This is a genomic window from Streptomyces sp. NPDC020490, from assembly GCF_044335305.1.
Taxonomy (GTDB): Bacteria; Actinomycetota; Actinomycetes; order Streptomycetales; family Streptomycetaceae; genus Streptomyces.
The window spans coordinates 120,444-143,811 of record NZ_JBIRUY010000024.1; the positions used below are offsets into that span (position 1 = coordinate 120,444).

At 73.8% G+C, this 23,368-nt stretch carries 20 protein-coding genes; 9 read left to right on the forward strand and 11 right to left on the reverse strand.

All coding sequences use genetic code 11. The features are described from left to right. Positions 1 to 86: 86 nt before the first annotated feature. A complete protein-coding gene (locus tag ACH4ZX_RS24485; RefSeq protein ID WP_398276454.1) occupies positions 87 to 1,562 on the reverse strand; it encodes an MFS transporter in 1,476 nt (491 codons plus the stop codon). 56 nt (positions 1,563 to 1,618) lie between these two features. Then, positions 1,619 to 2,599, reverse strand: a complete 981-nt coding sequence (locus ACH4ZX_RS24490) for a zinc-binding dehydrogenase (protein WP_398276457.1) — start codon at positions 2,597 to 2,599, stop codon at positions 1,619 to 1,621. Positions 2,600 to 2,821: 222 nt separating this feature from the next. Here ACH4ZX_RS24490 and ACH4ZX_RS24495 point away from each other — a divergent pair, with 222 nt between their 5' ends. Continuing rightward, the gene (locus ACH4ZX_RS24495; RefSeq protein WP_398276460.1) at positions 2,822 to 3,508 is read left to right on the forward strand and encodes a pentapeptide repeat-containing protein; all 687 of its coding nucleotides are present in this window, start codon (positions 2,822 to 2,824) and stop codon (positions 3,506 to 3,508) included. Positions 3,509 to 3,523: 15 nt separating this feature from the next. Here ACH4ZX_RS24495 and ACH4ZX_RS24500 read toward each other — a convergent pair whose 3' ends face one another. Then, the gene (locus tag ACH4ZX_RS24500; protein ID WP_398276463.1) at positions 3,524 to 4,024 is read right to left on the reverse strand and encodes a hypothetical protein; all 501 of its coding nucleotides are present in this window, start codon (positions 4,022 to 4,024) and stop codon (positions 3,524 to 3,526) included. A 7-nt stretch (positions 4,025 to 4,031) separates the two neighbouring features. Here ACH4ZX_RS24500 and ACH4ZX_RS24505 point away from each other — a divergent pair, with 7 nt between their 5' ends. Next, entirely contained in the window at positions 4,032 to 5,492 is a 1,461-nt protein-coding gene (locus ACH4ZX_RS24505) for a M1 family metallopeptidase (protein WP_398276519.1), read from the forward strand. Between the two features lie 36 nt (positions 5,493 to 5,528). Here the strand turns inward: ACH4ZX_RS24505 and ACH4ZX_RS24510 are convergent, their stop codons facing one another. The 3 genes from ACH4ZX_RS24510 to ACH4ZX_RS24520 all read right to left on the reverse strand — a co-directional run bounded on the left by ACH4ZX_RS24510 (position 5,529) and on the right by ACH4ZX_RS24520 (position 9,092). Continuing rightward, positions 5,529 to 7,076: a M4 family metallopeptidase gene (locus ACH4ZX_RS24510; protein ID WP_398276522.1), complete on the reverse strand. Its 1,548-nt coding sequence runs from the start codon at positions 7,074 to 7,076 to the stop codon at positions 5,529 to 5,531. A gap of 461 nt (positions 7,077 to 7,537) precedes the next feature. Then, complete coding sequence (locus ACH4ZX_RS24515; protein ID WP_398276466.1) at positions 7,538 to 8,089, reverse strand: GNAT family N-acetyltransferase; 552 nt, start codon at positions 8,087 to 8,089, stop codon at positions 7,538 to 7,540. 427 nt (positions 8,090 to 8,516) lie between these two features. Next, a complete protein-coding gene (locus ACH4ZX_RS24520; RefSeq protein WP_398276469.1) occupies positions 8,517 to 9,092 on the reverse strand; it encodes a TerD family protein in 576 nt (191 codons plus the stop codon). A 155-nt stretch (positions 9,093 to 9,247) separates the two neighbouring features. Here ACH4ZX_RS24520 and arfB point away from each other — a divergent pair, with 155 nt between their 5' ends. Both arfB and ACH4ZX_RS24530 read left to right on the forward strand, forming a co-directional pair. After that, on the forward strand, positions 9,248 to 9,685 hold the full coding sequence (arfB, locus tag ACH4ZX_RS24525) for an alternative ribosome rescue aminoacyl-tRNA hydrolase ArfB (RefSeq protein ID WP_398276472.1): 438 nt from the start codon (positions 9,248 to 9,250) through the stop codon (positions 9,683 to 9,685). Positions 9,686 to 9,892: 207 nt separating this feature from the next. Then, complete coding sequence (locus tag ACH4ZX_RS24530) at positions 9,893 to 10,771, forward strand: sigma-70 family RNA polymerase sigma factor (protein ID WP_398276475.1); 879 nt, start codon at positions 9,893 to 9,895, stop codon at positions 10,769 to 10,771. Between the two features lie 626 nt (positions 10,772 to 11,397). Here the strand turns inward: ACH4ZX_RS24530 and ACH4ZX_RS24535 are convergent. Further along, positions 11,398 to 11,982 (reverse strand): flavin reductase family protein, encoded by a 585-nt coding sequence (locus ACH4ZX_RS24535; RefSeq protein ID WP_398276478.1) that lies wholly within the window; start codon positions 11,980 to 11,982, stop codon positions 11,398 to 11,400. Between the two features lie 340 nt (positions 11,983 to 12,322). Here ACH4ZX_RS24535 and cdgB point away from each other — a divergent pair, with 340 nt between their 5' ends. Further along, positions 12,323 to 13,975 (forward strand): diguanylate cyclase CdgB, encoded by a 1,653-nt coding sequence (gene cdgB, locus ACH4ZX_RS24540; protein WP_398276481.1) that lies wholly within the window; start codon positions 12,323 to 12,325, stop codon positions 13,973 to 13,975. A gap of 121 nt (positions 13,976 to 14,096) precedes the next feature. Further along, positions 14,097 to 15,035, forward strand: a complete 939-nt coding sequence (locus ACH4ZX_RS24545) for a carbohydrate-binding protein (protein ID WP_398276484.1) — start codon at positions 14,097 to 14,099, stop codon at positions 15,033 to 15,035. A gap of 207 nt (positions 15,036 to 15,242) precedes the next feature. Here the strand turns inward: ACH4ZX_RS24545 and ACH4ZX_RS24550 are convergent, their stop codons facing one another. The 3 genes from ACH4ZX_RS24550 to ACH4ZX_RS24560 form a co-directional block, all read right to left on the reverse strand. Further along, complete coding sequence (locus tag ACH4ZX_RS24550) at positions 15,243 to 16,172, reverse strand: 1-phosphofructokinase family hexose kinase (protein ID WP_398276487.1); 930 nt, start codon at positions 16,170 to 16,172, stop codon at positions 15,243 to 15,245. A gap of 125 nt (positions 16,173 to 16,297) precedes the next feature. Further along, on the reverse strand, positions 16,298 to 17,608 hold the full coding sequence (gene nagA, locus ACH4ZX_RS24555) for an N-acetylglucosamine-6-phosphate deacetylase (RefSeq protein ID WP_398276490.1): 1,311 nt from the start codon (positions 17,606 to 17,608) through the stop codon (positions 16,298 to 16,300). Then, positions 17,608 to 18,549: an ROK family protein gene (locus ACH4ZX_RS24560; RefSeq protein ID WP_398276493.1), complete on the reverse strand. Its 942-nt coding sequence runs from the start codon at positions 18,547 to 18,549 to the stop codon at positions 17,608 to 17,610. Before ACH4ZX_RS24560 ends, nagA begins: the two co-directional genes overlap by 1 nt. Positions 18,550 to 18,707: 158 nt before the next feature. Between ACH4ZX_RS24560 and ACH4ZX_RS24565 the strand changes: the two genes are divergently transcribed. The 3 genes from ACH4ZX_RS24565 (at position 18,708) to otsB (ending at position 21,444) form a co-directional block, all read left to right on the forward strand. Beyond that, the gene (locus ACH4ZX_RS24565) at positions 18,708 to 19,928 is read left to right on the forward strand and encodes an ABC transporter substrate-binding protein (protein ID WP_398276525.1); all 1,221 of its coding nucleotides are present in this window, start codon (positions 18,708 to 18,710) and stop codon (positions 19,926 to 19,928) included. Positions 19,929 to 19,961: 33 nt separating this feature from the next. Further along, a complete protein-coding gene (locus ACH4ZX_RS24570) occupies positions 19,962 to 20,195 on the forward strand; it encodes a DUF3263 domain-containing protein (protein WP_324783482.1) in 234 nt (77 codons plus the stop codon). A gap of 379 nt (positions 20,196 to 20,574) precedes the next feature. After that, positions 20,575 to 21,444 carry a trehalose-phosphatase gene (otsB, locus tag ACH4ZX_RS24575; protein WP_398276500.1) on the forward strand — a complete coding sequence of 290 codons (870 nt, stop codon included), beginning with the start codon at positions 20,575 to 20,577 and terminating at the stop codon, positions 21,442 to 21,444. On the opposite strand, the gene ACH4ZX_RS24580 is transcribed toward otsB, so the two are convergent. Beyond that, positions 21,432 to 22,823, reverse strand: a complete 1,392-nt coding sequence (locus ACH4ZX_RS24580) for a trehalose-6-phosphate synthase (protein WP_398276503.1) — start codon at positions 22,821 to 22,823, stop codon at positions 21,432 to 21,434. The two genes, otsB and ACH4ZX_RS24580, sit on opposite strands and share 13 nt — an antisense overlap. Between the last annotated feature and the right edge of the window lie 545 nt (positions 22,824 to 23,368).

The following is a 23,368-nucleotide window of genomic DNA, read 5'->3' on the forward strand; positions in this document are numbered from 1 at the left end:
GTCAGCGCGGGGAACTGCGCGCCCAGCCACGACGGCGCGGCAGCCGTCTGACGGCCGAAGTCACCGCGCGCCACCCCAGCGGAGCGTCACCGCCGGGGTGCCCGGAGCGTCACCATCAGGCCCGCGACCAGGCCGGCGAGCAGCATGATGCCGGCCCCCCACCCGATGGCGACGGTGTAGCCGTGGACGACGCCCTCCTGGGTGACCAGGGCCGTCTGGGCGGGATCGTGGAGGTGGGCGGCGACGTAGGCGGTGCCGCTGCTGGTGGCGATCGTGTTGAGCAGCGCGGTGCCGATCGAGCCGCCCACCTGCTGGGCGGTGTTGACGGTCGCCGAGGTCACGCCCGCGTCCTGCGGGGCGATGCCCGCGGTGGCGGTGGAGAAGACCGGCATGAAGGTCAGGCCCATGCCGACGCCCATCAGCAGCAGCGCGGGCAGGATCTCGGTGGTGTACGAGGAGTGCACCGTCATCCGCGTCAGCAGCAGCATGCCCCCCGCGGCCAGCACCATGCCGGGGACCAGGAGCGCGCGCGGGGCGACGTGCGGCAACAGCCGGGCCGCGATCTGCGTGGAGCCGACGACGATCGCCGCGGTCAGCGGCAGGAACGCGAGCCCCGTCCGCACCGGCGAGTAGCCGAGGACGTCCTGCAGGTAGTAGGTCATGAACAGGAACAGGCCGAACATGCCGATCACGGCGAGTGCCATGGTCAGGAAGCAGCCCGCGCGGTTGCGCTCCCGGACGACGTGCAGCGGCAGCAGCGGCACCGGCGCCCTGGTCTGCCACCACACGAACGCCGCCAGCAGCACGACGCCCCCCGCGAGCAGCGCCGGCACCAGCGGGTCGGTCCAGCCCCGCGGCTGGGCCTCGCTGAAGCCGTAGACGATCGCCACCAGCCCGCCGCAGCCCAGCAGCACCCCTGGCACGTCCAGGCGGGCGCCCGCGTGGCCGGGCCGGTCGTGGAGCAGGGCGAAGGCGCCGAACACGGCGACGACCGCGATGGGGACGTTGACGTACAGGCACCAGCGCCAGTTCAGGTACTCGGTGAGCAGCCCGCCGACGATGAAGCCGATCGCCGAGCCGCTGCCGGCGAGGGCGCCGTAGATGCCGAAGGCCTTCCCGCGTTCCTTGGGGTCGGTGAACGTCGTGGTCAGCAGGGACAGCGCGGACGGCGCCAGTACGGCGGCGAACACGCCCTGCAGGGCGCGGGCGCCGAACAGCATGCCCGGGCCGGTGGCGGCCCCGCCGAGCGCGGAGGCGGCGGCGAAGCCGATCAGCCCGAAGACGAACGCGCGCTTGCGGCCCACCAGGTCGGCGATCCGGCCGCCGAGCAGCAGCAGCCCGCCGAAGGCCAGCGTGTAGGCGGTGATCACCCACTGGCGGTTGCCGTCGGACATGTTCAGGTCGTGCTGGGCGGAGGGCAGCGCGATGTTCACGATGGTCGCGTCGAGGACGACCATCAGCTGCGCGAGCGCGATGACGACCAGGCCCCACCAGCGCCGGGGATCGGCGTCCGCGGCAGGGGCGTCCACGCGGGCGGACTCGCCGGTTCGGGGGGCACTCATCCGGCCAGAAGACCACGGATCGGTACCCGTTGCATCCGCAGGGGACTTGTGACCGCTCACGGTTCCAGCACCACCTTTCCTGTCGTCCGGCGCGTCTGCAGCGCCCGGTGCGCGGCCGCCGCCTCGCCGAGCGGGAAGCGCCGCACGGCCGGGACCAGCCGTCCGGCCGCCGCCTCGGTGAGGGCGCGCAGCTCCAGCGTGCGCATGGGGTCCGGTCCGCCGGCCCTGCGCATCATCACGGGGCCCAGGACCTGTTCGGAGACGCCGTCGGCCAGGTGGGGCCGACCGTCGCGGATCCCCTCGGCCGACCAGCCGAAGACCAGGTGCCTGCCGCCGGGCCCGAGCAGGGCGACGCACGCGCGGGCCACCTCACCGCCCACCCCGTCGAGGACCAGGGTGGCGTGCCGTCCGCCCAGGTGGGCGCGGACCTTCTCCGCCCACCCCGGGGCCGTGTAGTCGACGGCGAGATCCGCCCCGCCGGCCTGCACCCGCGCGGCCTTCTCCGGCCCGCCCGCCAGGCCCACGACGTGGGCGCCGGCGTTCTTCGCGTACTGCACGAGCAGGCCGCCGACGCCGCCCGCGGCCGCCGGTATCACGACCACCGCGTCCGGGCCGAACTCGGCGAACTGCACGATCCCCATCACCGTACGGCCCGTGCCGATCATGGCGACGGCCTGCGCGAAGTCCAGGTTCGCGGGGATCTCGTGCACCCGGTCGACGTCGGTGACGGCCAGTTCGGCGTACCCGCCGGGCGCGAAGCCGAGATGCGCGGTCACCCGTCTGCCCAGCCACAGGCGGGCCACCCCCTCGCCCAGCGACTCGACGACGCCGGCCACCTCGCGGCCCGGCACGGTGGGCAGCCGCACCGGCTCGGGCAGCGGACCCCGCGCGCCCTCGCGCAGCGCGGTGTCGAGCAGATGCACCCCCGCCGCCCTGACCGCGACGCGGACCTGGCCCGGGCCCGGCAGGGGGTCGTCGACCTCCTCCAGGCGCAAGTTCTCGGGCGGCCCGAAGGCGTGAAGGCGGATGGCGCGCATGCTGTGCTCCTCGTCAACCATGGCTGTCGGCCGAACGCTTCCTTCCGGACAAGCTCACTCTTCAACCTCAGGCTTGCTTGAGGTCAAGCGCCCGCCGGCCCCGCCGGAGCTGTTGCCGGAATCGCTCGTCCGGGGATACGACGCACCGCGCGCCCGGAATGTGACATGCGCCGTTCTCGCTGGTCAGGGCGATTGTCAGTGGCGGGGTGCAGCATGGGGGTCATGGTGAGGACCAGGGCCGGCGCGACCGGTGGGAGCACAGTGAAAGGCGCGCGCCGGCCGGAGCTGCGGCTGCCGCCGCTGCGGCCGTACGACGGCGGCGGGCTGGAGCCGGACGGGGACTACGACGGGCTGGAGTTCGGCCGGGCCGACCTCGCCGGGCAGGACGGCGGGGGCGCCCGCTTCCTGGACTGCGCGCTGACGGGGTGCGCGCTGGACGGGACGCGGCTGCGCCACGCCCGCCTGCTCGACTCGGTGCTGACGGCGCCGAGAGGGGTCGGCACGGACCTCGCCGAGGCCACCCTGCGCGACGTCGAGCTGATCGACGCCCGGCTGGGCGGCACCCAGCTGCACGGCGCCGTGCTGGAGCGGGTCGTGGTCCGCGGCGGCAAGATCGACTACCTGAACCTGCGCGGCGCGAAGCTCAAGGACGTCGTCTTCGAGGGCTGCGTCCTGGTGGAACCCGACCTCCACGGCGCCCGCCTGGAACGCGTGGAGTTCGTCGACTGCGTGCTGAAGGAGGCCGACCTGACCGCGGCGGTGCTGAAGGACGTGGACCTCAGAGCGGCCGCCGCGGTCGGCATCGCCCGGGGCGTGGACCGCCTGGCGGGCGCGGTGATCAGCCCGGCCCAGCTGCTGGACCTGGCGCCGGTGCTGGCGGCCCAGCTGGGCATCCGGGTCGAGGCCTGACCGCCCCTCCCGGGCTCACGGCACCCGGGGGAAGCGCGCCTGGAGTGTCCAGATGGCCGGGTTCTCGCCGAGGTCCTCGTGCAGGTCCACCAGGTCGGCGATCAGGTCGTGCAGGAAGTCGCGTGCCTCGCGGCGCAGTTCGGCGTGGGAGAAGGTGAGCGGGGGCTCCTCGGCCGGCATCCAGTCGGCCTCCACGTCCACCCAGCCGAAGCGGCGCTCGAAGAGCATGCGGTCCGTGGACTCGGTGAAGTCCAGCTCGGCGTGGAGGGGGCGGGCGGCGCGGGAGCCCGCCGGGTCGCGGTCCAGCCGTTCCACGATGTCGCACAGCGCCCACGCGAAGTCGAGCACCGGCACCCATCCCCAGGCTGTGGACAGTTCCCGGTCCGACTTGGTGTCGGCGAGATAGACGTCACCGCAGAACAGGTCGTGGCGCAGGGTGTGGACGTCCACGCGCCGGTAGTCCGTCTGCGGCGGATCCGGGAAGCGGTTGGAGAGGGCGTAGCCGATGTCGAGCACGTACGAGATGGTGTCACGGCCCCCTAGGATCACTGACGTGTCCCGGCCTGCACCTCTTGCCCCGAATGCCTCTTCCGCCCCCGCCGTCCCCGCTGTCTGCCTCGCCCTCGGTCTCACCCTCGCGCTGACCGCGTGCGGCGGCGGCGTGCACGGCGCCCCGGGCGGCTCCGGCGTCCGCGACCCGTACTACCCGAAGGCGGGCAACGGCGGGTACGACGTCACCCACTACGCCCTCGACCTCGCCTACGAGCCCGGCCCGCGCCCCCGCCTGACCGGCACCGCCACCCTCACCGCCCGCGCCGCGCGGGACCTGTCCGCGTTCGACCTCGACCTGAAGGGACTGGACGTCCACGGCGTCACCGTCGAAGGCCGTCCCGCCCGCTTTAGCCGGGCCGGGCAGGAACTCACCGTCCGCCCCCGCGACGGACTCGACGCCCACCACACCTTCCGCGTCACCGTCCGCTACTCCGGCGCCCCCGAGACCCTCACCGACCCCGACGGCACCCGGGAGGGCTGGCTGCCCACCGCCGACGGCGCCCTCGCGCTGGGCGAGCCGACCGGCTCCATGACCTGGTTCCCCGGCGACCACCACCCCTCCGACAAGGCGACCTACGACCTCGCCGTCACCGTGCCGAAGGGCCTGCGGGCCGTGTCCAACGGGGAGTTGACGGGCGAGACCACCAGCGGCGGCCGGACCAGGTTCACCTGGCACACCGCCGAGCCCATGGCGAGCTACGTCGCCACCCTCGCCGTCGGCCGCTACGCCGTCCGCCGCTCCACCACCCGCGACGGCCTGCCGGTGTACGTCGCCGTCGACCCGGCCGAGGCGGCGGCGAGCCGCCCGGTGCTCGCGCGCATCCCCGAGATCATGGCCTGGGCGCAGGACGCCTTCGGCCGGTACCCCTTCTCCTCCACCGGCGCGATCGTCGACGCCGCGCCGGACGTCGGCTACGCCCTGGAGACCCAGAACCGGCCGGTCTTCCCCCAGGCACCCGACGTCGGGACCCTCGTCCACGAACTCGCCCACCAGTGGTTCGGCGACTCCGTCACCCCGAGGACCTGGCGGGACATGTGGCTCAACGAGGGCTTCGCGACCTACGCCGAATGGCTGTGGGACGAGGACCACGGCGGCCCGAGCGCCCAGCGGACCTTCGACGCGCTGTACGCCCACGGCGAGGACGAGTACCCCGGCCTGTGGGACTTCCCGCCCGCCGAGCCGGGCGACGCCGCGCACCTGTCCGGCACGCCCGTCTACCAGCGCGGCGCGATGGTCCTGCACGAGATCCGCCGGACCGTCGGCGACACCGCCTTCCGTGCCCTGCTGAGGGGCTGGGCCGCCGCCCACCGCCACGGCAACGCGGACACCGCCGACTTCACGGCGTACGTGGAGAGGACCGCGCCGCGGAAGGACTTCACTCGCGTCTGGGACGACTGGCTGTACGGACAGGGCAGGCCGGACCGCCCATGACGGACGGCCCGGCACCGAACTCCTTCTAGCCGGCGGCTAGTTGACGTTGACCGCCGTCCAGGTCGCCGCCACCGCCTGGTACTCCGCGCTGCCCGCGCCGTACAGGTCGCTCGCCGCCTGGAGGGTGGCGACCCGCGCCCCCGCGTAGTCGGTCGAGGAGGTGAAGTACGTCGTCAGGGCCTTGTACCAGATCTGCTCGGCCTTGGCCCGGCCGATGCCGGCGAGCGTGGCGCCGTTGTAGGTGGGGGAGTTGTAGGACACCCCGTTGACGGTCTTCGCGCCGCTGCCCTCGGACAGCAGGTAGAAGAAGTGGTTCGCCACGCCGGACGAGTAGTGCACGTCGAGCCGGGCGACGGTGCGGGACCAGTAGTCGGCGGAGGAGCCGTCCTTGCTGGGCTTGTCCATGTAGCGCAGCGGGGTGCCGTTGCCGTTGATGTCGATCTTCTCGCCGATGAGGTAGTCGCCCACGTCGGAGGCGTTGTTCGCGAAGAACTCGACCGAGGTGCCGAAGATGTCGGAGGTGGCCTCGTTGAGGCCGCCGGACTCCCGGCTGTACTTCAGGCCGGCGGTCGCGGCGGTCAGGCCGTGGCTCATCTCGTGGCCGGCCACGTCGAGGGAGGTCAGCGGCTTGAGGTTGTTCTGGCCGTCGCCGTAGGTCATGCAGAAGCAGCTGTCGGACCAGAAGGCGTTGACGTACGCGTTGCCGTAGTGGACGCGGGAGTAGGCGGCCTTGCCGTCGCCCGCGATGCCGTTGCGGTTGAACGCCGACTTGTAGAAGTCCCAGGTGACGGCGGCGCCGTAGGCCGCGTCGACGGCGGCGGTCTGCCGGTTGGTGGGCGTGCCGTCGCCCCAGGCGTCGTCGGCGTCGTGGAAGAGGGTGCCGGTGCCGGACGTGCCGCCGTTCAGGTCGTACGTCGTGTGGCCGCCGCGGCCGCCGTCGATGAGGTCGTAGCCGCCGGAGGCGGAGGCCGTGGTGCCCAGGGTCACCGTGCCGCTGTACTGGCTGGTGCCCGTGCCGGTGTCGATGGCCTCGTAGGAGTAGAGCTTCTTGCCGGTGGTGGCGTCCGTGACGACGTGCAGTTCGCTCGGGGTGCCGTCGTGCTGCAGGCCCCTGACGACCGACTCGTAGGCGAGGACGGGCTTGGCGCCGGCCGCCCAGATCACCTTGCGGGCGGTGGCCTTCGACGAACCGGTGCCCGCGAGGGCGGACTTCTTCGCGGCGGCGGCCGATATCGCCGCGTCGGTGGACGCGACGGATATCCGGGCCTTCGTCGCCCTGCTGACGCCCTTGAGGGCGCCGCCCTTCGACACGTGCGTGACGAGGTCGCCGCCGAGGACGGGCAGACCGGCGTAGGTGCGCTCGTAGCGGGTGTGGACCGTGCCGTCGGCGTCCTTGACGACGTCCCGGACGACGAGCGCCTCCTCGGCGCCGAGGCCGAGTTCACGGGCGGTCGAACCGGCGGCCTGCTGGGCCGACTCGATGGCGGCGGCGCGCGCCGCCGCGGTCAGGGGGAGGGCGGTGGCGCCGTTCGTCCGCTCGGGCGCCGCGGTGGCGGCGCCGCTCTGCAGCGCGAGCACGACCATCGCGGCCGAGCCGATCAGGGCGGTGGCGCGCAGGACGGCGGTGCGGGGAGCACGGGACTGCTGTCTCACTCGGTCTCCTTGGGACTGCCCTCGTGGTGGGGGCACGGAGGGGCACAGGTGGGGCACAGGGTTGCGGCGAGCGAGGAGAGAGTGACATCCCAACCGGTCTTTTTGACAGAGCGCCATCAAGACTTTACGTGTTCGTATCCGAAAGCCGTTGCTGCGGATCCGCTATACGGACGGGTCGATCACGGTCAACTCCACGTATCCACAGCGGATTTGGGCCGTCGAACGTCACACCGGTGGCGTGCGGCCGCGGCGCGCCGCGGATCGCGCGCCCCTGCGGCCCGCACCCGCGCGTGCCGCGGACGGACGGTGTCTCAGGAACTCGGGGGAGTGCGGCGGAGGTTCACCGGCGGTTCACCGGCGGTCAGGGCCTCCGGCAGCTCCCGTGAAGCGGCTCACGTGGGCGGGGCGGACAGCTCCTTGCGCAACACCGCGCACGGCCGGCCGAGTTGCCGGTCCTCGCGGTGGTCGATCACCTCGTAGCCCAGGGAGGTCCAGAAGGCGAAGGCCCTGAGGTTGTCCTCCAGCACGGCCAGACGTACGGCGTCCCGCCCCGCCGCGCGGAAGCCGTCCTCGACGCTCCGTGCGATCCGCCGCCCGAACCCCTGCCCGTGCACGTCCGCGTCCACCATCAGCAGGCCGATCCACGGGTCCGGGTCGGCCGGGTCCGGATGGCGGGCGAGCGTGATCACGATCCCGACCACCCGCCCGCCGCTGCGGGCCAGCAGCACCTCGACGTCCGGATGCGCCAGTTCGTCGGCCAGCGCGGCCGCCACCTGCTCCGGGCGGATGTCGTCCGGGTCGGGGAAATCGCCGCTGAGGGCGTGGAACTCCCGGTTGGAGGCGTACAGACGGGTCAGCTCGGTCAGCAGCTCACCGGGGAGGGCGCCGTCGGCGGGCGACAGCCGCTCGAGGAAGATGCCGGGAACCGGCGGCCCGCCGGTCACTGCTCGCGCTCCACCCGCAGGGCCCGGCAGAGGCGGGAGGCGCCTCGCCGTGCGTCGCCCGGTGCGATGGTCATGGCGCTCGCTCCTCGTGTCTGCCGGGGCCGGGATCGTCACCCTCACTCATGCTAGGCGGCCCGCTCAGGACCACCCTGGAGCGGGTGCCCGGACCGCCTGGACGGCGTTCGTGGCGCGGACGCCGATGCGGGCGTGGGGCAGGCGCAGGCGCAGGCGCAGGCGCAGGCGCAGGCGCGGACGCCGATGCGGGCGCGGGGCGGCTGCCGACGCCGAGGCCCCCGGCCGGGTGGCCGGGGGCCTCGCTCAGCGCTCTGTGCGGCAGATGGCCGTCGGACGTGCGCCGGACGCCTTGGACGAGCGTCAGACGTTCGTCGGACGGCTTGGACGAGCGTCGACGTGTGTCGGACGTGCGTCAGACGTTGACGCCGAAGTCCTGGGCGATGCCCACCAGGCCGGAGGCGTAGCCCTGGCCGACCGCGCGGAACTTCCACTCCGCACCGTTGCGGTACAGCTCGCCGAAGACCATCGCCGTCTCCGTGGCCGCGTCCTCCGACAGGTCGTAGCGGGCGATCTCGGCGCCGCCGGCCTGGTTGACGATGCGGATGTAGGCGTTGCGGACCTGGCCGAAGTTCTGCGAGCGGTTCTCGGCGTCGTAGATGGAGACCGGGAAGACGATCTTGTCGATGTCGGCCGGGAGACCGGCGAGGTTGACGTTGATCGCCTCGTCGTCGCCGGCGCCCTCGCCGGTGCGGTTGTCACCGGTGTGGACGATCGTGTTGTCCGGCGTCTGCTTGTTGTTGAAGAAGACGAAGTGGGCCTCGGAGTAGACCTTGCCCTGCGTGTTGACCGCGATCGCGGACGCGTCGAGGTCGAAGTCGGTACCGGTGGTGGTACGGACGTCCCAGCCAAGACCCACGGTGACGGCGGTCAGGCCCGGAGCCTCCTTGGTGAGCGAGACGTTGCCACCCTTGGACAGGCTTACAGCCATGGTTCGGGAGTCCCTTCCCTCGTTGCGTACGCGGTGCGTATCGAAAGCTACAGCTACCCCTGATGAACGCCGAGAGAGGTTCGTATGGTTCCGGATCTCTTTACCTCTTTTACCAGCCGAAAAAAAGGTGACGTGGACCGGACAGAGCCGGGAACATGGAGCCCATGTCCGGTCCCTACCTGATCCGCGGCTCCGTCTCGCTCCCCGAGGCCGAGCTCATGTGGCGTTTCTCGCGCTCCTCGGGACCCGGCGGACAGCACGTCAACACCAGCGACACCCAGGTGGAACTGCGCTTCGACGTCGCCGCGACCGAGGCGCTGCCCGAGGTGTGGAAGCAGCGGGCGCTGGAGCGGCTGGCCGGGCGGCTGGTCGACGGCGTCGTCACCGTACGCGCCTCCGAGCACCGCTCCCAGTGGCGCAATCGCGAGACCGCCGCCGTCCGTCTCGCCGCCCTGCTCGCCGAGGCCACCGCACCGCCGCCGAAGCCGCGCCGGCCGACCCGGATCCCCCGCGGGATCAACGAGCGCCGGCTGCGGGAGAAGAAGCAGCGGTCGGACACCAAGCGCGGACGCTCCGGCCGCGACTGGACGTGAACCGCGACTGCACGTGAACCGTGCCGGACGTGAACCGCGATGTCCCACGGACATCGCAGTCCGTTTACCGAACGCCTTTTGTTCCGCCGGTAAACATCGCCGCGCCCTCTCTCCTCCTGCCGCACAATGCGGCCGATGTCACATCCTCCCCGTCCCGTTCGTCATGTCGTCGAGACCGGCCGCCGCCGCGCGAGGAGTTGTGACCGAATGAACGACGACGAATTCCCGAACGCCGGAAACGACGCGGAGACCACGGAATTCCTCGCTCGACGATTTGAATCCCACCGCAGCCGTCTGCACGCCGTCGCCCACCGCATGCTCGGCTCGGTCGCGGAAGCCGACGACGCCGTCCAGGAGGCGTGGTTCCGGCTCAGCCGCTCCGACACCCGGCAGGTGGACAACCTCGCGGGCTGGCTGACGACCGTGGTCGGCCGGGTCTGCCTGGACATGCTGCGCTCCCGCAGGTCCCGCGCGGAGGAACCGCTGGAGACCACCGCGCCGGCCGCCGTGACGGCCCCCGGCGACCCCGAGCAGGACGCGCTGCTCGCCGACTCCGTGGGCGTGGCGCTGCTGGTCGTCCTGCAGACGCTGACGCCCGCCGAGCGGCTGGCCTTCGTGCTGCACGACCTGTTCGCGGTGCCGTTCGAGGAGATCGCGGCGATCCTCGGGCGTACCCCCGTCGCGGTCCGGCAGCTGGCCAGCCGGGCCCGGCGCCGGGTGCGGGGGGCCGAGGCGCCGGACGCCGACCTGGCGCGGCAGCGGGAGGTCGTGGACGCCTTCCTCGCCGCCGCGCGGGAGGGCGACCTCGAGGGGCTGGTGGCGGTGCTGGACCCGGACGTCCTCGCGCGGACCGAGGCCGGGGTGACCGCCGGCGCGGCGGCGGTGGCCCGGAACGCGGCGAGCTTCGCCGGCCTGGCGCGCGTGGCGAGGCCCGCCCTGGTGAACGGCGCCTCGGGCCTCGTGGTGCTGGTCGACGGGCGGGTGGAACGGGCCCTGGCCTTCACGTTCGTACGGAGCCGGATCGCCGTGCTGGACATCGCGACGGACCCCGAGCGAGTCTCCCGGCTCGACGTCAGCCTCGTATAGACGGCCGCCGGGCTCGGCCGCGGGGCACGGGCGCCGCGCTCGGGCGCTGGGCGCGGGCGCCGGGCTCGGGCGCCGGGCTCGGGCGCTGGGCGCGGGCGCCGGGCTCGGGCGCTGGGCGCGGGCGCCGGGCTCGGGCGCTGGGCGCGGGCGCCGGGAGCGGGCGCCGGGAGCGGGCGCCGGGAGCGGGCGCCGGGAGCGGGCGCGGGGCTCGGCCGCTGGGCGCGGGCGCGGGGCGCGGGCGCCGCGCTCGGGGCGGGCGCCGCGCTCGGGGCGGGCTCCGGGCGGGCCTTGTCCGGGCGGCCGCCGGGTGCGGGGTGCCTGTTCCGGCACTGGTCTTGCCTGGCGGGCCCCGGAAGCGGGCCCGTTCGGCGTCGTCTCTGTTCAGGCGGCTGCCGGGCGGTCACGGCCGACTCCGGCCCAGCCCGGCCGGGCTGGGGGCGCAGGCTCGGCCGGGGCGCCGGGCCCGGCCCGGGCGGCTGCCACGCGCGCCTGTCCCGCCCGCGCCCCGGGGGCGGCGCCGGGGCCGCCGTGGGCCCGGCGGCGGGCCCGCGCAGGGCCGCGGCGGTCTCCCCGCACCGCTGCCGGGCGGCCGGCACGGCACCGCTCCCGTCCAGGCGGTGGTCGGCTCAGCTCAGGTGCCGGTAGCGGCCGCGGAAGTACGTCAGCGGGCCGCCCTCCGCGTTCGGCAGGTCCGCCGCCAGCACGCGGCCGATCACCAGCGTGTGGTCGCCCGCCGTCACCCGCTGCTCGGTGCGGCACTCCAGGGTCGCCAGCGCGCCGCCCACCAGCGGCGATCCGGTGATCCGGCCGCGGACGTGGGGGATGTCGGCGAACAGCAGCCGGTCGCTGACGCGGCCCTTCATGGCGAAGCGGCCGGCGATGTGGCGCTGGCTCTCGGACAGCACCGACACCGCCCACAGCGGCTGCTCGGCGAGCAGGTCGTCCATGCGGGAGCCCTCGCGCAGGCTGACCAGGACCAACGGCGGGTCCAGCGACACCGACATGAAGGCGGTGGCCGTCATGCCGACGTCCTCGCCGGGCGGCGCCGAGGCGTCGTCGGGGTCCAGCGGCGGCTCCTGCGCGGTCACCAGGACCACGCCCGCGGCCAGCCGGGACATCGCGGCCCGGAACTCGTCGTTGCTCACCCCCTCAGCATGCCGGGCGGCGGGCAGCGGAACGGAACGGGGCGGAGCGGCAGGAGTGTTGGACACACCGGAAACGCTAATCTCCGTTCACCGGGAAGCGCATCGGACCCCGGAACCAGTCCGGTCCTAGGACCACCGGACCAATCCCGCCGCGTACCCTTGTGCGGCATCTCCACAGGGCCGCAAAGCTTGTTTTCGGTAAAAGCACAACTAAAACGCGGAAACACCACTCAATTGTTCATCTTTTGCTGTGACTTGAGTCACAAGGAGCATTAATTGTTGACCCTGTGTACCGAGTGGGCAGCGCGCTGTGATTCAGTGGCGGGGAAGATGCAAGGGCACCACTGAACCACAAGCGCCGATGAGCACCCTTGATTCGCTGCGAGGTCTCGGGGGGAGGGCGAGCATGGAGACCGAGTCGGAGCCCTACGTCCGTCTCACGACCCTGCGACGACTGCATCAGGTCATGGCGGACATGAACACCGCCCGCAGCCTGGCGGACACGCTGCAGACCGTCGCCGACGGCGTGGTCAACGGCCTCGGCTACGAGCTGGCGTGCGTCAACCTGGTGCGCCCGGACGGCGACCTCGTCGTCGCCGCCTTCGCGGGCAACCCGGCCGCCGAGGCGCTGATCACCGGCCGCGTCGGCTCCCGCGAGTCCTGGGAGCGCCGCCTGACCATGGGCGAACGCTGGGGCGACCTGGTCTTCATCCCGCACGCCGAGGGCTGGGTCCTCGACGACGACGACGTCCCGCAGTGGTACACCGACGGGCCCGCGCCCCGCTTCGAGGACGAGTGGCACCCCTCCGACCGCCTCCTCGCGCCCATGTACACGCCGGGCGTGCCGGGCGGCTCCCCCGGCGAGCTGATCGGCGTGCTGTCCGTGGACCGGCCGCGCAACGGCCGCCGCCCCGGCGAGTGGGGCCGCGAAGCGCTCCAGATGTACGCCTTCCAGGCCGCGATCGCGATCAGCAACGCACGGCTGCGCTCCAACATGCAGCGCGCGCTGGTGCGGCTGGAACGCGAGCAGCAGGCGCTGCGGGCCAGCGAGGAGAGCTTCCGGCAGGCCTTCGAGTACGCCCCCTCCGGCATGGCCATCGCCGAGCTGGGCGGCGACCAGCACGGCCGCATCCTGCGCACCAACGACGCGCTGTGCCGCCTGCTGGGCCGCCCCGCCTCCGCGATGCGCCGCTACTCCTTCTCCGACCTCGTCCACCCCGAGGACATAGGCACCCTGCTCCGCACCTCCGCCGAGGGCGGCCGTGCGGAGCTGCGCCTCGGCCGCCGTGACGGCACCTACGTCTGGGTGTCCCTGCGCAACAGCGTCGTCGCCGACGCCGCCGACGGACCCCGTTTCCTGCTCACCCACGTCGAGGACATAGAGGAGCGCAAGCGCCGCGAGCTGCAGCTCGCCCACCGCGCCTCCCACGACTCCCTCACCGGCCTGCCGAACTCGGCCGAGCTGCGCTCCCGCCTCTCCTCCCGGCTGTGCCGGCGCCCCGCCCAGCCGGACGCCCCGGCGTCCCTGGACGTCGCCTACGGCCACCCCGCCTACGACTCCAGCGGCCACGGCTTCGACTTCCGGCCGGACGCCGGGCACTACGACGCCTACGACCACCACGTGCACACGATCGCCCCCGAGGGCGAGCGCGACGACGGCACCAAGGGCCTCGCGGTCCTCTTCTGCGACCTCGACGGCTTCAAGTCGATCAACGACCGGTTCGGGCACAACGCCGGCGACGCGGTCCTCATCGAGGTCGCCCGGCGGCTCACCCGGGGCGTGCGCGACGGCGACACCGTCGCCCGCCTCGGCGGCGACGAGTTCGTCGTGCTCGCCGACGGGCTCGGCCGGGCCGACGCCCAGGACCTCGCCGTTCGGCTGCGCAACGAGATCATCCAGCCCATCCGGGTCGACGGCCGGGCCATGCGCGTCGGCGCCAGTTTCGGCATCGGCTGGGCACACTGCGGCATGACGGCCGACGAAGTGCTGAAGTCCGCCGACGAGCGGATGTACGTAGAGAAACGATCTCGTCCCAAACAGCCCAGACGGGCGGGATGACCCGCAGGTCAGCGAGGTGATGCGAGCTGCGTCACCCGTTCGGGTCATCAGGTGGGGGTAGGCTCGCCATCCGACCTCACGTATCGCTTCCGCCCCGCACCTGTTGAGGAGTAACCAAGGGATGACGTCCGGCAACAACGGCGCCAGCACGCCCGAGGACGACGACCCGTTCGGCTACCTCTACGCCGACGGGCAGGCCAACGGAGCCCAGCCGCCGTCCGGCGGCGGCTACGGCTACCCGAACTCGGTCAACCGGGTGCGCGCGGTCGGCCAGCGCCAGTACGGCCAGCCGACGGCCCCGACCGCGCCGTACGGCCAGGCCCCGCAGCAGCAGGGCGCCTACGGCCAGCCGAACGCCCACTACGCCGCGCCGGAGACCCTGCCCGGCGGCGCTCCCACCGGTCGGCAGCAGACGCAGGGCGGCGGCGGGCGCGGCCGCGGCCCCAACACCAAGGGGCTGCTGATCGGCGCGATCGCGGTGGTCGCCGCGGTCGTCATCGGCATCGGCGTGGCCATGCTGGGCGGCGACTCCGACGACGACAAGGCGGGCGACGGCGGCGCCACCCCGACCGCCTCCCAGAGCGCCGAGCCGAGCACGTCGCCGAGCGCCAGCAAGGCGGCGCAGACGGAGCTGCCGAAGATCGACGCGAAGGCCCTCAACCTCGCGCCGGGCGTGACGACGGCCTCCGACGTCGCGGGCGCGAGCGCCGACGGCGGCATATACGTCACCGGCCTCAACAACGTCGGCGCCTCGGTCACCTGGACCGTCGACGGCATCCCCGAGACCGGCGTCTACACCCTCTTCGCGGGCTACAGCGTCCCCGGCAAGGACCAGAGCATGACGCTCACCATCAACGGCAAGGTCTTCGGCAGCAAGCTGAACCTGGGCAACTTCGCCGGCGCCTCGGAGGGCGACTACGCCAAGGGCTGGACGCAGACGTACGCCTACCCGAGCCTCAACAAGGGCTCCAACACCATCAGCCTGTCCTGCCAGGACGGCGACCAGTGCGATGTGCTGCTGGACCAGCTGTGGCTGAAGGCGGGGCAGGTCAAGCGGTAGCGCTCCGCGCTCCGCGGGTTGGCCGGAAACGGCGCCTGCGGTCTGCCGTCTGCGGCGCCGTGGTGGCTGGTCGCGCAGTTCCCCGCGCCTCTTCAGGGGCTGCCGGAACGTCGTCGTCTGCTGGACCGTGCTGGTTGGTTGCGCAGTTCCCCGTGCCCCTTCAGGGCGTTGTCGGGGTGTTCCGTGCGGCCTTTCAGGGGGCTGCGGTCAGGCTGCTGTGGCCAGGCCGGTTACTGCCACGTGGGTCAGGAGGGCGTGGTAGGTCGTGGGGTCGAACTCGCCTGCGGCCGGGGCCGCTGCGGTGGCCGCCGACAGGGCGACCGCGCGGGCCAGGCGGTCGGGCCAGGGGAGCTGTTCGACCAGGCCCGACAGCAGGCCGGCGACCACCGAGTCGCCCGCGCCGGCCGGGTTGCCGTGCACGCGGGCCGGCGGCGCGGCGCGCCACAGGCCCTCCGGGGCGGTCGCCAGCAGGCCCTCCGCGCCGAGGGACGCCACCACCGCCCGGGCGCCGCGCCTGCGGGCGTCCTGCGTGGCGCGCAGCGGATCGTGGGAACCGGTCAGCTCGGCCAGGTCGTCGGCGTTCGGCTTGATCAGGTCGGGGCGCGCGGCGACCCCGCGGCGCAGCGGCTCCCCGCTGGTGTCCAGCAGCACGGGCACCCCGGCCGCCCGCGCGGTCCGCACCAGCCCGGCGTACGCGCCCACCGGGACGCCCGGCGGCAGGCTGCCGCACAGGGCCACCGCGGACGCCGACGCCAGCAGGTCCTCGTAGGCGTCCAGGAAGGCGGACCACTCGGCGGGCGTGATGTGCGGGCCGGGTTCGTTGAACTGGGTGGTGTCGCCGGTGCGCTCGTCGACGACGGCGACGGTGCGCCGGGTCGTGCCCCCGACCGGGACGAGTGCGTCCACCACCCCCGCGGTGGCCGTCAGCCGCTCCTGGAGCAGGCGCCCGGTGGTGCCGCCCGTGAAGCCGGTGACCGTCGTCTCGTGCCCGAGGGCCGCCAGCACCCGCGCCACGTTGACGCCCTTGCCGCCGGGCCGTTCGGTCACCTGGGCGATCCGGTGGGAGGCTTGCGGGCGCAGCGTTCCGACGCGGTAGGTGATGTCGAGAGCGGTGTTCAGCGTGACCGTGAGGATCACCTGGGCCGACCTCCCCCGGAAGTGCGTGTGCGTTTCGATCTGTCTGCGCCGGCGCCCGGTCATGCCGGACCGGCGGCGGCCCTTCCATTCTCCCAGGACACCGCCGCCGCCAACAGCCGGACAGATCATCCCAGTTGCGGATCGACCACCCATTCGCCCCGGCGCATGACGCCCTTGAGGGCGAACTCCGCGTCCAGCAGCACCAGGTCGGCGTCCTTGCCGGGCTCCAGCGAGCCCACCCGGTCGTCCACGCCCAGCAGCCTGGCCGGGTTCGCGGAGACGGCCGCGACCACGTCCTGCACGGGCAGCCCGTCGACCGTCACCGCCCGCTGGAAGGCCCGGTCCAGGGTCAGCGTCGACCCCGCGATCGAGCCGCCCTCCACCAGGCGCGCCACGCCGCTCGCGACCTCGACCTCCAGCGGGCCGAGCATGTAGCGCCCGTCGCCGAAGCCGGCCGCGTCCATGGCGTCGGTGATGAACGCCACCCGTGCCGCCCCCGCGTGGTGGAACGCCAGCTGGAGGGCGGCCGGGTGCAGGTGCGTGCCGTCGTCGATCAGCTCGACGGTGATCCGCTCGTCCTCCAGCAGCGCGGCGATCGGGCCGGGGGCGCGGTGGCCGAGCGGCGGCATCGCGTTGAACAGGTGCGTGGCGACCGTCGCGCCCGCCCGCACGGCCTGGACCGTCTGCTCGTAGGTCGCGTCGGTGTGCCCGATCGCGGCGATCACGCCGTGCTCCGCGAGCAGCCGTACCGAGTCGATCCCGCCCGGCAGCTCGGTGGCGAGGGTGACCATCTTCGCCCGGCCGCGCGCCGCGTCGATCAGCTTGCGGACCTCCGCCGGGTCCGGGTCGCGCAGCAGTTCCTCGGAGTGGGCGCCCTTGCGGCACGGGGAGATGAAGGGGCCCTCGAAGTGGACGCCGGCGATGTCCCCCTGCTCGGCCAGCTCGCTCAGCAGTCCGGCGCGCCGCACGAGGAAGTCCATGTCCCCGGTGACGGTCGAGGCGACCAGCGTGGTCGTGCCGTGCAGGCGGTGGGTGCGGATGCCCTTGAGGACGTCGTCGACCGTGCCCGAGGTGAAGGAGGCCCCGCCGCCGCCGTGGTTGTGCATGTCGACGAAGCCGGGGACCAGCCAGTGGCCGGTGACGTCCACCGTCTCGGCGTCCATGACCTCGGCGTCCACGGTCTCCGCGTGCGTGCTCCCCGAGCCCGCGGAGCCCGAGCCCGCGGAGGCCGCGCCCGCGGGGCCCGAGCCCGCGGGGCCCGAGCCCGCGGAGCCCGAGCCCGCGGAGCCCGAGCCCGCGGAGCCCGAGCCCGCGGAGGCCGCGCCCGCGGAGGCCGCGCCCGCGATCCGGGTGCCCTCGACGATCACCCGGCCGTCGTCCACGATCCCGGTGGGCAGCACCACCCGGGCACCGGCGAGAACCTTTCTAGGGGCCATCAGGTGGTTACCTCCGTACGGTCAGTGGATTCGAGGAGATCCCAGGCCATGAGCCCGGCGCCGAGGCATCCGGCGGTGTCGCCCAGGGCCGCGGGGACGATCGGCGGGAGCGTCTGGAAGGTGACCCGCCGGCGGACGGCCTCCCGCAGCGGTGCGAACAGGGTTTCCCCCGCCTCCGCGAGCCCGCCGCCGATGACGATCGTGCGCGGGTCCAGCAGGGTGAGCGCGGTGACCAGCCCGTCGGCGAGCGCGTCCACGGCGTGCCGCCAGACCCGGACGGCGTCCGGGTCGCCGGCCGCGACGGCCGCGGCGCAGTCCGCCGCGTCCGCGTCCGCCCTCCCGCAGGCCGCCGCCCACGCCTCGCCGACCGCCGCCGCGGACGCGTACCGCTCCAGGCAGCCGCGCTGCCCGCACGGGCACCGGGCCCCGCCGGGGCGCACCACGATGTGGCCGATCTCGCCCGCGGTGCCGTGCGCGCCCGCCTCCACCCCGCCCGCGATGCCGATGGCGCCCGCGATGCCGGTGCCGAGCGGCACGAACAGGAAGCGGTCGGCGCCCTCGCCCGCGCCGATCCGGCCCTCGGCGAGGCCGCCGGTGCGCACGTCGTGGCCCAGGGCCACCGGGACGCCGAGTCGCGCGCCGAGCAGGTCGCGCAGGGGAACGTCGCGCCAGCCGAGGTTGGCCGCGTAGACGGCCGTGCCGTGCGCCTCGTCGACCACGCCGGGGACGGCGACGCCCGCGGCGAGGGCGGGTTCGCCGAGGTGTTCGACACCGTGCTCGCGCAGTGCGGCGGCGAAGCCGAGGATGCCCTCGACGACCGCGTCCGGTCCGCGCTCGCGTCCGGTCGCCCGGCGGGCCCGGTGCAGCAGGGTGCCGTCCGCTCCGACCAGGGCGGCCTTCATCCCGGTGCCGCCCACATCGAGGGCGATGACGTGTCTCACGCAGGACAGTGTGACCCCCCGACCCGTAAGAGGTCTAGTCCATTCGCGTGGTGTAGACCTATCATCTCCAGATGATCAACGGTGGCGGTACGAAGGTGAGGTCACGAGCGGTGCAGCGGTGTGGCACAGGAACGATCGCGGTGGCGGCCGCGCTGGGCATGACGGCGGTCCTCGGCGGCTGCGGCCTCTCCGGAGGCCCGGCGGACGACGTCACGCTGACCCTGGTCGCCGCCGACTACGGCGACTCCGCCGCCAACAGCTCCCGGAAGTACTGGGACCGCCTGGCCGAGGAGTACGAGAGCGCGCACGACGGCGTCGAGGTGAAGGTCAGCGTCTACTCCTGGAACGACGTCGACCGCAAGGTCGAGCAGCTCGTCGCCGCCGGCCAGGCCCCCGACATGGCGCAGATCGGCGCGTACGCCGACTACGCCGACCGGGGCCTGCTCTACCCGGCCGACGACCTGCTCTCCATCAACACCCAGGCCGACTTCGCCAACCAGTTCGTCACCGCCGGGCAGGTCAAGGACGTCCAGTACGGCATGCCGTTCGCCGCGTCCACGCGCCTGCTGTTCTACAACAAGACCCTTTTCCAGCAGGCCGGGCTCACCCCGCCGACGACCTGGGACCAGCTCGCCGCCGACGCCCGGGCGCTGAAGGGACGGGGCGTGAAGTACCCGTACGCGCTGCCGCTGGGGCCGGAGGAGGCGCAGGCGGAGACGATGCAGTGGCTGCTGAGCGGCGGCGGCGACTACACGGACAGCTTCGGCACCTACTCCCTCGACTCCCCGCAGAACGTCCGTACCTTCACCTGGCTCAAGGACGAACTGGTCGGCAAGGGCCTGACCGGCCCGGTCGCACCCGGCAGCCTCAACCGCGCCGACGCCTTCGCCGCCTTCGCCGACGGCGACGTCGGCATGCTCAACGGGCACCCCTCGCTGATGCGGACGGCCGGGAAGAAGGGCGTGAAGTTCGGCATGGTGCCGATGCCCGGAGCGAACGGCGGGAGCAGGACCGCCCTGGGCGTGGCCGACTGGATGATGGCCTTCAAGAAGAACGGCCACGCCGAGCAGATCGGCGACTTCCTCGACTTCGTCTACAGCGAGAAGAACGTCCTCGCCTTCTCCCGCGAGTACGACCTGCTGCCCGTCACCACCTCCGCGTCCGAGGCGATGAGCGCCGCCGGCCAGGACGCGGCCCTCAAGCCGTTCCTCACCGAACTCCCGCTCGCCAAGCTCTACCCGGTCGGCGAGACCTCCTGGGCCCAGGTCGCCGCGGCGGTCAAGAGACGCATGGGCCAGGCCGTCGCCCCCGGCGGCAGCCCGGCGGCGGTCCTCGGCCGGCTCCAGGCGACGGCGTCCGCGGCGCAGCGCGCCCGGTAGGCGCTGTCGGCGGCGGGAGCTACCGTGCCGGACATGGACCACGATCAGCTGGGCGAACGCGAGCAGGCGATCCTCGCCCTGGAACGCCGCGGCTTCCCGGGCCCCGGCGCGAAGGAGCGCGCGATCCGCGAGGAACTGGGCCTGGCGCCCGTCCGCTACTACCAGCTCCTCAACGCCCTCCTGGACGACGAACGCGCCCTCGCCCACGACCCGGTCACGGTCAACCGCCTCAGACGAGTACGCGCCCACCGCAGAACAGAGCGTTGAAACCCCCACGCGGCCGCACAGCCGCCGCCCACCGTGTGCTCCCCGGGCAACCGCCCACCGACGGCACCGAGCCACCCCGGACAGCCACCCGCCCGGCGTGTCGCCGGCCGGCCGGGGTCCGGCGCCGGCCCCGCCCCCGGGTCGGCGCGCCGCCCCGGCGCCCGGCACCGCGGCTGGGAGCGCGGCCCGGCACCTGCGGGTGCTCCGGCGCCCGAGGCCCTGCCCGCGCGCCGTCAGGCACTCCCGCCCTCAGACGCCCGCGCGCCGTCAGGCACTCGTGTCGGAGGCGCCGGGGGTCCGGCGAGGGCGTTCGCGGTGGGGCGGCTGTGGGTCTCGGCGGGCAGGCGTGCGGGGTGGGTCGCGCGGTTAGGGTCACCGTATGGGCATCCATACGGACACGGACTCGACGCACCCCCAGGACCCACTGCCGACGCCCGTCACGGCTGCCGGCCGCGACGGACTCGCCGCCGTTCTCGCGCATCCCGAGAAGTCGGTGATCGCCCTCGACTTCGACGGCACCCTCGCCCCGATCGTCGCCGACCCCGAGCAGGCCCGCGCTCACCCGGACGCGGTCCGCGCACTCGCCGCCCTCGCCCCGAAGGTCGCCGCCGTCGCGGTCGTCACCGGCCGCCCGGCCGGTGTCGCCGTCCGCTACGGCGGCTTCGCCGACGTCCCCGGCCTGGAGCACCTCGTCGTCCTCGGCCACTACGGCGCCGAACGCTGGGACGCGGCCAGCGGCCAGGTCAGCGCCCCGGCCCCGCACCCCGGCGTCGCCGCCGTCCGGGCCGAGCTGCCCGGGTTCCTCGACCGGGTCGGCGCCTGGCAGGGCACCTGGATCGAGGAGAAGGGCCGGGCGGTCGCCGTGCACACCCGCCGCGCCGGCGACCCGCAGGCCGCCTTCGAGGCGCTGCGTGAACCGCTGGCCGGCCTCGCCGCCCGCCACGGCCTGGTCGTGGAACCCGGCCGCCTGGTCCTCGAACTGCGCCCGCCCGGCATCGACAAGGGCGTCGCCCTCCTCGAATACGTGCGCGACGTCTCCGCCGGCGCCGTCCTCTACGCCGGCGACGACCTCGGCGACCTGCCCGCCTTCGCCGCCGTCGACAAGCTCCGCTCCGACGGCGTCCCCGGGCTGCTGGTGTGCAGCGGCAGCGACGAGGTGGCCGAGCTGCGGGAGCGCGCCGACATCGTGGTGGACGGCCCGGCGGGCGTCGTACGGCTGCTCAGCGCGCTCGCGGATCAGCTCGGCTGATCGCTGCCCGGCCTGCCTGCTTCGCGCAGCGCGTTCAGCTGGTCCAGGAACCACTGGGCAGGGGGGAGCGCGGTCGCCGCCTCGGCCAGCCGCTTCGAGCGTGCGGCCCGCTCCTCCGCCGGCATCGTCAGCGCCTCGTGCAGCGCCCCCGCCGTCTCGACCACGTCGTACGGATTGACCGTGATCGCGTCCACGCCCAGCTCGGCGAAGGCCCCCGCCTCCCGCGACAGCACCAGCGCGCACCCGGCGTCGGAGACGACCGGCACCTCCTTGGCGACCAGGTTCATGCCGTCGCGGATCGGGTTGACGAGCGCCACGTCGGCCAGCCGGTACGCGGCCAGCGAGCGGGCGAAGTCGTCCTCGACGTGCAGCAGGACCGGCGTCCAGCCCGGCGTGCCGTAGCGCTCGTTGATCTCCCGCGACAGCCGCTGCACCTCGGCGGTGTAGTCCCGGTACACGGCGAGGTCCTGCCGCGACGGGTAGGCGAACGCGACGTGCACGACCCGCTCCCGCCACTCGGGGCGGTCGTCGAGGAGCTGCCGGTAGGCCAGCAGCCCGCGCACGATGTTCTTCGACAGCTCGGTCCGGTCGACCCGGACGATCGTCCGGCGTCCCGCGCCGATCTCCTCGCGCAGGGCCGCCATCCGCTCCTCGACGTCCGTCTCGCGCGAGCGGGCGCGCAGGAAGTCCGCGTCCGCGCCGAGGCCGTGCACGCCGATCCGCGTGTCGCCGAGGCCGCCGGGGAGGTCCGCGCAGCACGCGGTGAAGGCGTCCGCCCAGCGGCGGGTGAGGAAGCCGAGCCGGTCGGCGCCGAGCATGCCGCGGAGCAACTGCGCCCGGATGTCGTCCGGCAGCATCCGGAAGTACGCGTCGGGCGCCCACGGCGTGTGCGAGAAGTGCCCGATGCGCAGGTCCGGCCGCAGCTCCCGCAGCATCCCCGGCACCAGGCACAGGTGGTAGTCCTGCACCAGCACCGCGGCGCCCTCGGCCGCCTCCTCGGCCAGCGCCTCGGCGAAGGCCCGGTTGTACGTCTCGTAGGCCGCCCACTGGCGCCGGAACTCCGCGTCGAAGACGGGCTCCAGCGGCGTCTGGTACAGCATGTGGTGCACGAACCACAGCACCGAGTTGGCGATGCCGTTGTAGGCGTCGGCGTGCACGTCGGCCGGGACGTCCAGCATCCGCACGCCGTCCTCGCCGACCCCGCGGCGCACCGCCTCCCTGTCCCCGTCGCCCAGCGCGGAGCACACCCACAGGGCACCCGCCTCCGGCCCGATGGCCGACAGACCGGAGACCAGTCCGCCCCCGCCCCGCTTGGCGAACAGCGAGCCGTCCTCCCGCACCTGGTACGAAACGGGCCCGCGGTTGGACGCGACCAGCACCTGATGAGCGGCACCGCGCGCGGAAGCAGCGGACGAGGAGGCGGCAGGGGAAGGAGAAACAGAAGGGGAAGGGGAAGCCGAGGAAGCCATAAGCCCAAACTAGCCCGGCCACGGATTGCTCAAACGTGCGTCCGGTTTCCCCGCCCGCACGAGTGTCGCGAGCCACCAAATCCGGCCGACGAACCCCGCCGACGCCCACAGCAGCGCCCCGAAGGGGCGCGGGGAACTGCGCGACCAACCACGACGGCGCGGCAGACGGCCGACGGCACGCCGTGGCACGGCCGGCGGCATCTCCGCGGCGGCCCGGCAGCGCCCCGAGGGGGCGCGGGGAACTGCGCGACCGGCCACGACGGCGCGGCAGACGGCCGACGGCACGCCGTGGCACGGCCGGCGGCATCTCCGCGGCGGCCCGGCAGCGCCCCGAGGGGGCGCGGGGAACTGCGCGACCGGCCACGACGGCGCGGCAGACGGCCGACGGCACGCCGTGGCACGGCCGGCCGCATCTCCGCGGCGGCCCGGCAGCGCCCCGAAGGGGCGCGGGGAAC

Coding starts and splice junctions, on each gene's coding strand:
- ACH4ZX_RS24485 (WP_398276454.1), bottom strand. CDS start 1,562: ATGAGTGCCCCCCGAACCGGCGAGTCCGCCCGCGTGGACGCCCCTGCC.
- ACH4ZX_RS24490 (WP_398276457.1), bottom strand. CDS start 2,599: ATGCGCGCCATCCGCCTTCACGCCTTCGGGCCGCCCGAGAACTTGCGC.
- ACH4ZX_RS24495 (WP_398276460.1), top strand. CDS start 2,822: ATGGTGAGGACCAGGGCCGGCGCGACCGGTGGGAGCACAGTGAAAGGC.
- ACH4ZX_RS24505 (WP_398276519.1), top strand. CDS start 4,032: ATGGTGTCACGGCCCCCTAGGATCACTGACGTGTCCCGGCCTGCACCT.
- ACH4ZX_RS24510 (WP_398276522.1), bottom strand. CDS start 7,076: ATGGTCGTGCTCGCGCTGCAGAGCGGCGCCGCCACCGCGGCGCCCGAG.
- ACH4ZX_RS24520 (WP_398276469.1), bottom strand. CDS start 9,092: ATGGCTGTAAGCCTGTCCAAGGGTGGCAACGTCTCGCTCACCAAGGAG.
- arfB (WP_398276472.1), top strand. CDS start 9,248: ATGGAGCCCATGTCCGGTCCCTACCTGATCCGCGGCTCCGTCTCGCTC.
- ACH4ZX_RS24530 (WP_398276475.1), top strand. CDS start 9,893: ATGAACGACGACGAATTCCCGAACGCCGGAAACGACGCGGAGACCACG.
- cdgB (WP_398276481.1), top strand. CDS start 12,323: ATGGAGACCGAGTCGGAGCCCTACGTCCGTCTCACGACCCTGCGACGA.
- ACH4ZX_RS24545 (WP_398276484.1), top strand. CDS start 14,097: ATGACGTCCGGCAACAACGGCGCCAGCACGCCCGAGGACGACGACCCG.
- nagA (WP_398276490.1), bottom strand. CDS start 17,608: ATGGCCCCTAGAAAGGTTCTCGCCGGTGCCCGGGTGGTGCTGCCCACC.
- ACH4ZX_RS24565 (WP_398276525.1), top strand. CDS start 18,708: ATGACGGCGGTCCTCGGCGGCTGCGGCCTCTCCGGAGGCCCGGCGGAC.
- ACH4ZX_RS24570 (WP_324783482.1), top strand. CDS start 19,962: ATGGACCACGATCAGCTGGGCGAACGCGAGCAGGCGATCCTCGCCCTG.
- otsB (WP_398276500.1), top strand. CDS start 20,575: ATGGGCATCCATACGGACACGGACTCGACGCACCCCCAGGACCCACTG.